8 protein-coding genes and 1 pseudogene are annotated in these 11,495 nt (G+C 68.8%); 5 read left to right on the plus strand and 4 right to left on the minus strand.

Annotation, left to right across the window (positions count from 1 at the left end; genetic code table 11):
* Window positions 1–100: 100 nt before the first annotated feature.
* Both VFW69_RS20015 and VFW69_RS20020 read left to right on the plus strand, forming a co-directional pair.
* Entirely contained in the window at window positions 101–484 is a 384-nt protein-coding gene (locus tag VFW69_RS20015; RefSeq protein WP_526503816.1) for a nuclear transport factor 2 family protein, read from the plus strand.
* A 43-nt stretch (window positions 485–527) separates the two neighbouring features.
* On the plus strand, window positions 528–752 hold the full coding sequence (locus tag VFW69_RS20020) for a hypothetical protein (RefSeq protein WP_526503818.1): 225 nt from the start codon (window positions 528–530) through the stop codon (window positions 750–752).
* A gap of 119 nt (window positions 753–871) precedes the next feature.
* Here the strand turns inward: VFW69_RS20020 and VFW69_RS20025 are convergent, their stop codons facing one another.
* Window positions 872–1,609: a DUF899 domain-containing protein gene (locus tag VFW69_RS20025; RefSeq protein ID WP_526503820.1), complete on the minus strand. Its 738-nt coding sequence runs from the start codon at window positions 1,607–1,609 to the stop codon at window positions 872–874.
* A gap of 26 nt (window positions 1,610–1,635) precedes the next feature.
* Window positions 1,636–2,406 carry an SDR family oxidoreductase gene (locus VFW69_RS20030; protein ID WP_526503822.1) on the minus strand — a complete coding sequence of 257 codons (771 nt, stop codon included), beginning with the start codon at window positions 2,404–2,406 and terminating at the stop codon, window positions 1,636–1,638.
* Between the two features lie 156 nt (window positions 2,407–2,562).
* Here VFW69_RS20030 and VFW69_RS20035 point away from each other — a divergent pair.
* A pseudogene (locus VFW69_RS20035) lies at window positions 2,563–3,519 on the plus strand (RNA polymerase subunit sigma-70); the annotation flags it as partial.
* 161 nt (window positions 3,520–3,680) lie between these two features.
* On the plus strand, window positions 3,681–8,510 hold the full coding sequence (locus tag VFW69_RS20040) for an HAD-IC family P-type ATPase (protein ID WP_526503824.1): 4,830 nt from the start codon (window positions 3,681–3,683) through the stop codon (window positions 8,508–8,510).
* Window positions 8,511–8,514: 4 nt separating this feature from the next.
* On the opposite strand, the gene VFW69_RS20045 is transcribed toward VFW69_RS20040, so the two are convergent.
* Both VFW69_RS20045 and VFW69_RS20050 read right to left on the minus strand, forming a co-directional pair.
* Complete coding sequence (locus VFW69_RS20045; protein ID WP_526503826.1) at window positions 8,515–10,083, minus strand: class I adenylate-forming enzyme family protein; 1,569 nt, start codon at window positions 10,081–10,083, stop codon at window positions 8,515–8,517.
* A complete protein-coding gene (locus VFW69_RS20050; protein ID WP_526503830.1) occupies window positions 10,073–10,909 on the minus strand; it encodes an SDR family NAD(P)-dependent oxidoreductase in 837 nt (278 codons plus the stop codon). Before VFW69_RS20050 ends, VFW69_RS20045 begins: the two co-directional genes overlap by 11 nt.
* A gap of 364 nt (window positions 10,910–11,273) precedes the next feature.
* On the opposite strand from VFW69_RS20050, the gene VFW69_RS20055 reads away from it, so the two are divergent.
* A partial coding sequence (locus VFW69_RS20055; RefSeq protein ID WP_526503828.1) for a cutinase family protein occupies window positions 11,274–11,495 on the plus strand: 222 nt, incomplete at its 3' end.

Here is an 11,495-nt window from a genome sequence, read left to right on the forward strand (position 1 = left end):
GATCCACCAGCTCATAGGAGAGAACCTAGTCCGGCGGGAATGCCGGGTTTACGGTGGACCTAGCCATTATCGAGGCCATCATCGACCGAGTGGAGACGCTATGGCCAACGCGACTGAAATCGGCACCGGAGTGGTGGAGCGGTACCTGGAGTCCCTCGCCACGCACGACTGGGACGGACTGTCCGACACCATCGCCGAGGAAGGCTTGACCCGGGAGGGTCCGTTCTGCGATGTCGTCGAGGGTAAGGCGCACTATGTCGCCTACCTGCGCAAGGTATGCACCAATCTGCAGGGCCATCGGTTGCACGTGCAGCGGGTCTCGCACGTGGATTCTCGCGTGTCGTTCGCCGAGCTGTCCGAGACATTCGAGATCGACAGCGTTGTGTCCACGTGGCCCGAATGCATCCTGTTCGAGGAGAACAACGACGGGTTGATCTCTCACGTCAGTGTGTTCTTCAAGCAGCGGGGCGCCGACACGACGTAGCGGTGTATTCCCTCATTTGCGGAATTGACCTAACGTGTCATGCATGGAGGCAGATGGAACTCCGGAGTCGGTGCCGGTCGAGAAATTGCACTCGGGCGACCCGATCACCGATTGTGGTCAGCGGTACATAGTTCTCGAATCGAAATCCTTCAGCGATAGCTGCGTGGTGCTCGAGCTGGAGTCCAGGGTGGATCACCAACTGCAGGTCATCGAGAAATCGTTTCCTGCCGGGTATCAGGTCGGCAGGGCGAACCACCGCATTTTATAGCCGAAATATCTGAGCGGAATATGCGCGAGTAGCCGGTCGACGGCTACCGCGCATTGGTGTTTTTGGGCCTTTGACCATCAAATCAGGTGCAGCTGAAAATGCCGAATCTACTGCGCCACTTAGTCTCCGCGCGGCGGCCGGATGTCGCTGGGATCGTTCGGGTCGGGCTCACCGAACCAGCGTGACGGCTCGTGCTCGCCGTACGCGTCGTGCCAGTCCCACCACTCGTAGGGAGCGGTCTGCGGATAGCCCTCGGGCGAATCCTCCCAGTTTTCCTGGCGCCCGAGTGCGGTCATGTCGAGGAAGCTCCAGGTTGTTCCCAGCGCCTCGTCGCCCCGGTTGTTGATGAAGTAGGTGCGAAACACCCGGTCGCCATCGTGGATGAAAGCGTTGGTGCCGTGCCATTCGTCGACGCCGAAGTCGGTGTCGAATTCATCGGCGATGGTGTACCACGGCATTTTCCAGTCCATCCGCTCCTTCAGACGTTCGATGTCGGCCTGCGGCGCACGCGAAACGAACACCAGCGTGGTGTCGCGGGCGTTCAGGTGGGCCAGGTTGCCGACATGATCGGCCATCATCGAGCAGCCCCGGCAGCCGTGCTCGGGCCAGCCGTCTATGTCGGGTCCGTAGAAGGCGCGGTAGACAACCAGCTGACGCCTGCCCTGAAACAGACCCCGCAGGCTGACCTTGCCCTCGGGCCCCTCGAACGCGTACTCGGAGTCCACGGGCGTCCACGGCATCCGGCGGCGCATGGCCGCGAGTGCGTCGTGGGCTCGGGTGAGTTCCTTCTCCTTCGTCAGCAGTTGCTGGTGCGCGGTCGCCCATTCTTGGGCCGACACGATCGGCGGTGTGTTCATCGCTGTTACCTTTCGGGCGCGGGTGGTCAGGACAGCGGCGCGAGGCCGGTGGAGCTGAGTAGGTAAGCGCCGTCTTCGGCCGCGTCGCCGGTGGCGATCTCCAGGACTGACTTGCCCACCTGTTCGGCGGTGAGCGCGGGTCCGGCGGCCTGCAGGAAGGAGTCGACGTCGACGCCTTGCCGTTCGGCGTAGGCCGCCACGGCGGCCGCGCCGAGGTCGGTGGCCGGCGTCAACCGCGGCAACACGGCGGTGAAGCCGATCCCGAGCCCGGCGCGTTGCGCTTCGATGGCGGCATAGCTGGTGATGAACCTGACGGTCGCCTTCGCGCCCGCGTAGCCCCCGGACAGCGGTGATCCGTTCAGCGCGGCGCCGCTGGACATCACGATCACCGAGCTGCCCGGCGCCAGGGGACGGCGCAGCGCGTGGCGAATCCAGTGAAATGCCTGCGCCACGTCGGAGTTCCAGTTCTCACTGAACGTCTCCCAGGTCTGCTCCTGTAGTGGCGTCATCCGCGGCGTGGCCCCGGCGCACAGCACAAGTGTGCGCGGTCGGTAATGGTCGACGAGTCGGCGGGCCGTCTCAGACTCGGCGGCGTCAGCCACCACCGGGATGAAGGTGTCGCCCAACTGACTGCGCACCTCCTCGAGTTGTGATTGCGTGCGCGCAACGCCGACGACCTGCGCGCCGGCCGCCACCAACGCGGAGGCGATGGCACGGCCGAAGCCGCGGCCGGCTCCGGTCACGATCGCGGTGGTGCCGACGAGCCCATCGGCGTGGGCGGAGCGGGGCTGGTTCATGGTCGTTCTCACTCTCCGGTGTGGTGTGCGGCCGTGGCCGCGTCTTCACTAATTCAGATACGGAGCGGCATCGGGATTCATCGCGTGCGGACCGATGAATTTCGGCGGCGCGACGTCTCTAAGGGAGTAGGTTCTTCACGCAGCCGAGAGGAGAGGGTCGTGCCGGCGCAGGAGGATTTCGTCGAGCAGGCGGCGCCTTTTCGGGCCGAGCTGATCGCGCATTGCTATCGCATGCTGGGCTCGGTGCACGATGCCGAGGATCTGGTCCAGGAGACGTATCTGCGGGGCTGGCGCGGCTATGAGGCATTCGAGGAGCGCGCGGCGTTGAAGACATGGCTGTATCGGATCGCGACGACCGCCTGCCTACGTGCGCTCGAGAACCGCGCCCGTCGCGTGCTGCCGATGGGGGTGGGGGACGGCTCAATCGACCCGGACACCGATTTCGATGCGACGGCCGGCGCGCACGCCTGGCTCGAGCCCATTCCCGACTCGATGTTCAAGAGCCCGGAAGACGACCTCACCGCCAAGCAGAGCGTGCGGCTCGCCGTGATGACGGCCCTCCAGGAGCTTCCGGCGCGGCAACGCGCGGTGTTGATTCTGCGTGACGTCGTGCAGTTCAGCGCCGCCGAAGTTGCCGAGCTCCTGGAAACCACGCCTGCGGCCGTCAACAGTTCGCTGCAGCGCGCCCGAGCCCGCCTCGCCGAAATCTCCCCCGACGAGGACGGCAGGTCCGAGCCCGGGGATGCCGAGCGTCGCGAATTGCTCGACCGGTATTGCGCGGCGTTCGAAAACGCGGACATGGCGGCACTGACGGCGCTGCTGCAAGCGGACGTCAAACTCGAAATGCCGCCCATGCCAGTGTGGTTCACCGGCCGGGACGCGGTGCTGCGGTTCCTCGCCGGGCGCGCCCTGGCCAAGCCCGGCGATATGGTGATGATCCCGACGGCCGCGAATGCGCAACCAGCCGTTGCCGAGTACCGGCGCAGCACCGACGGGACGATGGGGGCACATTCGATTCATGTCCTGACCACCGGCGCTACCGGCATCGCCGGCATCACCGTCTTCCTCGACCCCCGCTTGTTCAACACGTTTGGTTTGTCGCCAACCCGGTAACATCTGAGCAGGGACGTAATCGCACCCTTGCTCTCTAAGGGAGGCTCGACCTGCATCGTCATCGGTGTCGTCGCACGGTTTTACCTTCCCGGCCCACGTGTGGACAGGTCCGCCACACGCCAGGATCATTAGGCGCGGTAGACGAAGTTGAAGGGTGACGAGTGAAGATTCCCGGCGTTTCCGGCGTCGTCGCTGGTGTAGCTGGCGGAGCCGCGCAGGTGGTGCGGGCGGGTGTGTCGACCGCGGCGGGGGCCGCCGGCGCGCTGCAGACGTTGGCCAATCCGGTAGCCGAGCTCGCCGGCCCGGTCATTCAGTCGGTTGCCCAAACGACGGGCCGCGCCATCGGCTTGGACGTTTCGCCCGACGGCTCCGCCGCCATCCTGCCGCCGGTGCGCTGGCACAGCGGGCATCGAGTGCACCTGGACTTGGATCCGTTGCTGCCGTTCCCACGCTGGCACGAGTACGCGCCCGCCGTAGAAGAGCCGGTGCGCCGGATCCGGGGTGTGGCCAAGGCCCACGTCGAGGGGTCGCTGGGCCGCCTGGTGGTCGAACTGTCCGACGACGCGGACAACGACGTCGTTCTGGACGAGGTGCGCGCGACGGTGTCCTCGATCGCATCCGACATCACGTGGTCCAAGACGGAGTCGCCACCGCTCTCCGCGCCGTTCGCCGATCCGGGGAACCCGCTGGCGATTCTGGTGCCACTCACCGCGGCGGCAATGGATCTCGTCGCGATGGGGGCCGCGGTCACCGGATGGGTGACCCGGCTGCCCGCCGCGCCGCAAACCACCCGCGCCGCGGCCGCGCTCATCAATCATCAGCCGCGCATGGTCTCGATCCTGGAGGCCCGGTTGGGCCGGGTGGGCACCGACATCGCCCTGGCCGCGACGACGGCGGCCGCCCACGGCCTGACCCAATCGGTCGGCACCCCGATGCTCGACCTGACGCAACGCACCCTGCAGGTCTCCGAGGCGTCGGCGCACCGGCGGGTGTGGCGCGACCGCGAGCGGCAGCTGGCCTCCCCCGACCGGCCGCAGGCTCCGGTGGTTCCGGTCATCTCCTCGGCCAAGTCGGAGTTGCCCCGGCACAGCTGGGCCGCGGCCGCGGCCGGTGACGCCTCCCACGTCGTCGTCGGCGGAACGATCGACGCCGCGATGGATAAGGCCAAAGGCTCGATGGCCGGCCCGGTGGAAAGCTATGTCGATTCGGCGGCCAACGGCTCGCTGATCGCCGCGGTCAGCGCGCTGGTCGCCGGCGGTGGCACCGAGGACGCGGCCGCGGCGATCGAGGCCGGGGTGCCCCGGGCCGCCCATATGGGCCGCCAGGCCTTCGCCGCGATATTGGGCCGCGGGCTTGCCAATACCGGACAACTGGTTCTCGACCCGGGCGCCCTGCGCCGCCTGGACCGGGTGAAGGTGGTCGTCATCGACGGCGCCGCGCTGCGCGGCGATCATCGCGCGGTCTTGCGTGTCCGCGGAGACGCTCCCGGCTGGGACGACGACCGGGTCTACGAGGTGACCGATGCGTTGCTACACGGCGAAGAGGCGCCCGAGCCCGACCCGGACGAGTTGCCCGCAACCGGGGCGCGGCTGAGATGGGTTCGGACCCAAGGGCCTTCGGCGACACCCGCGCAGGGCCTGGAAAGCGCCGACCTGATCGTCGACGGCGAATGCGTCGGCAGTGTCGACGTGGGCTGGGAGGTCGATCCCTACGCGATTCCGCTCTTCCAGACCGCGAACCGCACCGGTGCGCGAGTGGTTTTGCGCCACGTGGCGGGCACCGAGGACCTCACCGCCAGCGTCGGCACCACGCATCCGCCCGGCACGCCGCTCCTGAACGTGGTCCGTGAGCTGCGAGCCGATCGTGGACCGGTGCTGCTGATCACCGCGCTGCACCGCGACTTCGCCTCGACCGATACCCTGGCCGCACTTGCGATTGCCGATATCGGTGTGGCGCTTGATGATCCGCGCGCCGCGACGGCGTGGACGGCGGACATCATCACCGGCACCGACCTGGCCGACGCGGTGCGCATCCTGTCGGCGATCCCGGTGGCCCGGTCGGCCAGCGAATCGGCGGTGCACCTGGCGCAGGGCGGCACCACGCTGGCCGGTCTGCTGCTCGTCACCGGCGAAGAAGAGACGAGCACCAGCCCGGTGAGCTTCCGGCGCTGGCTCAACCCGGTCAATGCCGCCGCGGCCACCGCGCTGGTCACGGGAACCTTCTCGGCCACCAGGGTGCTTCGGCTGCCCGACCCCACTCCCCAACCGCTGACCGCCTGGCACGCACTGGATCCCGAAATCGTGTACTCGCGGCTGGCCGGCGGTGCGCGGCCGATGGCCGTGGAAACCGAGTCGTCTTGGCGACGCCGCCTCGACGACCTGTCGTACAGCCCGGCGCTGCAACCCCTGCGCAAGCCCTTGCACAACGTGGTCCGGCTGGCGTCCGCCACCCGGACCGAACTCGCCGATCCGCTGACTCCCATTCTTGCCGTCGGCGCGGCGGCGTCGGCGATCGTCGGCAGCAACATCGATGCGCTGCTGGTGGCCGGCGTCATGACCGTCAACGCGATAACCGGTGGGGCACAACGGCTGCGGGCCGAGTCCGCCGCCGCCGAGCTGTTCGCCGAGCAGGATCAGCTGGTGCGCCGCGTGGTCGTTCCGGCCGTCGCGACGACCCGCCGCCGGCTCGAGGCCGCCCGGCACGCGACCCGCACAGCCACGGTATCCGCGAAGTCGCTGCGGCCCGGCGACGTCATCGATCTGGCCGCGCCCGAAGTGGTCCCGGCCGACGCCCGCCTGCTGATGGCCGACGACCTCGAGGTCGACGAGTCCCTGCTGACCGGCGAGTCGCTTCCGGTGGACAAGCAGGTGGATCCCGTCGCCGTCAACGACCCCGACCGCGCCAGCATGCTGTTCGAGGGCAGCACCATCGTCGCCGGACATGCCCGGGCGATCGTCGTGGCCACCGGCGTCGGCACCGCCGCGCACCGCGCGATCTCGGCGGTCGCCGACGTCGAGACGTCAGCCGGGATCCAAGCCCGGCTGCGGGAACTGACCAGCAAGGTGCTGCCGCTGACGCTGGCCGGCGGCGCAACGGTGTCGGCGTTGGCCCTGCTGCGCCGCGCGCCGCTGCGCCAGGCGGTCGCCGACGGCGTCGCGATCGCGGTGGCCGCGGTCCCAGAGGGGCTGCCGCTAGTGGCCACCCTCTCCCAGCTCTCGGCCGCGCAACGGCTGACGGCGCGCGGGGCACTGGTCCGCGCGCCGCGCACCATCGAGGCGTTGGGCCGCGTCGACACCATCTGCTTCGACAAGACGGGCACACTCACCGAGAACCGGCTGCGCGTGGTGTGCGCCGTTCCCGACGACGTCGACCCGCACGACCCCTTCCCGAAACTGACCGACCCGGAATCCGCCGGCCTGCTGCGGGCCGCCGCGCGCGCGTCCGCTCAGCCGCAGGATGGCCAAGGACATGCGCACGCCACCGACGAGGCGATCCTCACCGCGGCGAGTTCGCTGAACGGCCACACCGATTCTGACTGGGAGATGGTCGCGGAGGTGCCGTTCGAGTCGAGTCGCGGCTTCGCCGCAGCGATCGGGACCGTGGGCCACGACAACGGTCACCCCGCGGACGCGCCGATGCTGGTCCTCAAGGGGGCCCCCGAGGTCATCCTGCCGCGCTGCAAGTTCGCCGACTCGAAAGCCGACCTACAGCGCGCCGAGGCGGTGGTCCACGGGCTGGCCGAGCAGGGTTTGCGGGTGCTCGCCGTGGCGCAGCGCGGCTGGAAGCACGAAACCGACGACGAGGACACCGACGCCGACGCCGTGGACTCCGCGGCGAAGAACCTCAAACTGCTCGGCTACGTCGGTTTGGCCGACACCGCGCGGGCATCGGCTCGCCCGTTGATCGAGGAGCTGGTGGACGCCGGCCGCGACGTGGTGCTGATCACCGGCGACCACCCCGTCACCGCGCGGGCGATCGCCCGGCAGCTGGGCCTGCCCGAGGACGCCCGGGTGATGACCGGCGCCGAACTCGCCGGTCTCGACGAGGACGCGTGCGCCAGGATGGTCGCCGATGTGCAGGTGTTCGCCCGGGTCAGCCCGGAGCAGAAGGTGCAGATCGTGGGCGCGCTGCAGCGCTGCGGACGCGTGACCGCGATGGTAGGCGACGGCGCCAACGACGCCGCCGCGATCCGGATGGCCGACGTCGGTATCGGGGTGAGCGGTCGCGGATCGTCGGCCGCTCGCGGCGCCGCCGACATCGTTTTGACCGACGAGGATCTGGGCGTGCTGATGGACGCTCTGGTCGAGGGCCGCAGCATGTGGAGCGGGGTTCGCGACGCCGTCACGATCCTGGTCGGCGGCAACGTCGGCGAGGTGTTGTTCACCATCATCGGGACCGCCTTCGGCCAGGGCCGCGCCCCGGTGGGGACGCGTCAGCTGTTGCTGGTCAACCTGCTCACCGACATGTTCCCCGCGCTCGCGGTGGCGGTCACGTCGCAATACGTCGAACCCGACGAAGCCGAGTACGAATCCACCGAAGCCGCCGAAGAGGCGCGCCGCCTGCACCGTCGTGCGGTGCTGACCGGACCCACGCCCTCACTCGACGCCCCGCTGATGCGCCAAATCGTCTCTCGCGGCGCCGTCACGGCCGCCGGCGCGACGACCGCCTGGGCCATCGGACGATGGACGCCGGGTACCGAACGCCGCACGGCAACAATGGGTTTGACCGCGCTCGTGACGACACAGCTGGCGCAGACGCTCCTGACGCGCCGGCACAGCCCGCTCGTCGTGGCGACCGCCCTGGGCAGCGCCGGCGTCCTGGTCGGCATCGTGCAGACCCCGGTGCTCAGTCAGTTCTTCGGTTGCACGCCGCTGGGGCCGGTGGCCTGGTCCGGCGTGCTGGGTTCGACAGCGGGTGCCACCGCGATCTCGGCGCTGGCACCCAACTGGCTGGCCAGGCAGGTCGCCGCTTTGGAGCCCGGCGAGGAGTAGGGCGTTAGCCGGACAGTTCCCTGCGCAGCACCTTTCCGGTGGGATTGCGCGGGATGTTGTCGACGATGTTGATGTCGCGGGGCTGTTCGAAGCGAGAGACCCGGCCCTTGAGGTACTCGCGCAGCTCTGCCGCATCGATCTCGCCGCCTGGTTGCGCGACCACGAACGCGGCCAAGCGCTGACCGAACCGTTCGTCGGGGACACCGATGACCGCGCTGTCGGCGATGGCAGGGTGCTGGGCGAGCGCGTTCTCGACCGCACGCGGATAGACGTTCTCGCCGCCGGAGATGATCATGTCGTCTTCGCGGCCGACGATGAAGAGCCGGCCCGCGTTGTCCAAATAGCCCATGTCGCCGGTGCTGGTCATGCCGTCGACGACGGCTTTTGCCGCGCCATCGGTATAGCCCTCGCTGGTCAATTCGCCGCCGACGAAGATCCGCCCGGTGACCCGCGGCCCGACCGGCCTGTCGTTCTTGTCGAAGATCCGCACCGGGCACCCCACGACCGGTCTTCCGACGGTTTCGGGAGCTTCGCGCAGATCCGCCGGCGTGGCCAGCGCACCGATGCCGACCTCGGTGGAGCCGTAGCCGTTGTAGAGGATGTCGCCGTAGGCGTCCATGAACCGCTGGCCCAGAGTGGGGTCGAGGCGGTCGCCGCTGGATATCACGGTCCGCAAGTAGGGCAGCGGGTTTCGCGCCCGCACCTGCTCGGGCAGGTCCAGGATGCGCGCGAGCACGACGGGCACCGCGGTGAAGGCGTCGGCGCGGTGCAGCGACGCCTGGGCCAACGCGCCTTCGGCGTCGAACTCACGGCGCGTGAGAACCGTGCCCCCGAGCGCGAAGGTCAGCATCAGCATGCCGAGCCCAAGTCCGTGAAACATGGGCATAGCCACCGAAATTCGCGAACCGGTGCGCAACCGGGTGCGGTCGAGGATCGTCACCCACACGCCCACCGCGGAGCGTAGCTGCGGTGTGCGCGGAACCCCTTTGGGTTTCCCCGTGGTGCCCGATGTCAGCAACACGATGCGGCCGGGTGCGGCAACGTCCGGCCTGCGCGCGCCCTCGTCTATGCCGCCGGTCGCCGGATCGACCGTGACGACCGATTCATCCGCGGCCCGAACTCGCTCGGCGAATTCGTCGTCGTCGACGATCACGGTCGAAATGCGGTGAGCTTGTACCGCGGCCGCCAGCGCATCGCTGCGGAACTCCGTACTCATCGGCACGACGTCGGCGCCCAGCAGGGCGGCGGCGAAAACGCCCGCCACGAAACCGCGTCCGTTGCGGCACATCACCCCGACCGCCTGCCCGGGTGCGACGCCGTCGGCGGACAGTCGCCGCGCCAGCGACTCGGTCGCCTGCTGCAGCTGGCGGTAGCTCAGCGCGCCGTCGTCGTCGACGATCGCCGTCCGGTCGGGCCAACGCGCGGTCGTGACCGCCAACAGCGTGTAGGGATTCGTGCCGCCCCGGCGCACCTCGCGAAGAAGCCGGAAACCCGCAAGCGGCGCCGGCGGATTGACCAGACCGGAGTGCAGCAGGGCCCGGGCGGCGGTGGTCACCACGCGGTCATTCGTCATCGTCGGCCTCGTCGGTGCCGGGCTCGGTCAAGAACCGACGGTGCCACAGCCGCGCGGCGTAGTCGGCCGGGCCGGCCAGCAGCACCGAGGCCAATTCGGCCGGCAACACCCACGGCGGTTCGATGGTGCGTGGCCGCTCGATGATCGCTTTGGCGATGGCGTCGGCGGCTTCGTCTGGCGACAGTCCGGGAAGGCGGCCCAGCAGTGGGGTGGGCGCGATCATCCTGGTTCGGACCAACGCGAAGTAGACCGTGGTGACATCGACACCGTCGGTATGCAGCTCCGGGGCCACGCTGCGCAGCCACCGGTCGAAGGCGCCCTTCGACGCCTGATAGGCACCCCATTGCGGGCCCGGCGCCACCCGCACGGCGACACTCGACACGTTCACGACGTGCCCGCTGCCGTTGCTGCGCATGGCCGGCAGCAGCCCCAGCAGCAGCCGCACCGGCCCCAGGTAGTTGATGTCGATGGTGCGCTGGAAGTCGTGCGCCCGGTCGTACTGCTCATGCAACGAGCGGCGCAGTGACTTGCCGGCGTTGCTCACCACGATATCGAGCGGGCCGTGCTCCTCGGTGATCTGCTTGGCCAGGGTGCTCACCGCGGATTCGTCGGTGAGGTCGGTCGGGTAGGCGACCGCTTGACCCCCGCCGGCGTTGATCGACGCCGTGAGGTCGCACAGCCGTTCCTCGGACCGGGCGACCACCAGGACGGTCGCCCCCGCTGCGGCCAGGCTGCGTGCGGTCGCCTCACCGATGCCGTAGGAGGCGCCGGTCACCAAGACGGTCTTGCCGAAGACGGTGCCGCGCAACTTGTCGGGGTCCGACATCCGCGCCGGGTTGGCCACGTGGTCCGTGACAATGTTCAGGGCCTGCGCTATTGCGTTCAACTTCGCTGCCGCATTCACTCGAGCCGCTTGCCGAGGTCGGCTGTTGCTTCACCGTGCCCCGGGCTCGTAACTACAAGTAGCAGACCACATTGCATCACGGGCCCGCGCCCCGGCCCGGCCGAGCCGGCTCAGGGGACGGCCCCGATGGCGGGTGGGCTCTCGAGGATTCGATCGGCGGCGGCGGATGAGCGCGGCGCCCAACCGATCTCGACCCGTCCGCATCGGCGGCGGTTATTTTATGAGAACACAGTAATTTCGGTGTTTCCTCTGTTTAAGCGGCGTGTTGGTTGGGCACAATGGCGGCATGATCGCACGTCACATCGTTCGTTCCCTCGGTTCAGCAGCAGTTCTCGCAGCGTCGGGCGTGGCCGTTTCGGCCCTGTCGACCTCCGTTATCCCCGCCGCCTCGGCCCAGTGTCCCGACGTGCAAGTGGTATTCGCCCGCGGCACCGGAGAAGCGCCCGGCGTCGGCCCCACCGGCCAAGCCTTCGTCGACTCGCTACGCCAGCGCGTGGGCGGACAGTCC

The organism is Mycobacterium sp. (assembly GCF_036273375.1).
GTDB lineage: Bacteria > Actinomycetota > Actinomycetes > Mycobacteriales > Mycobacteriaceae > Mycobacterium.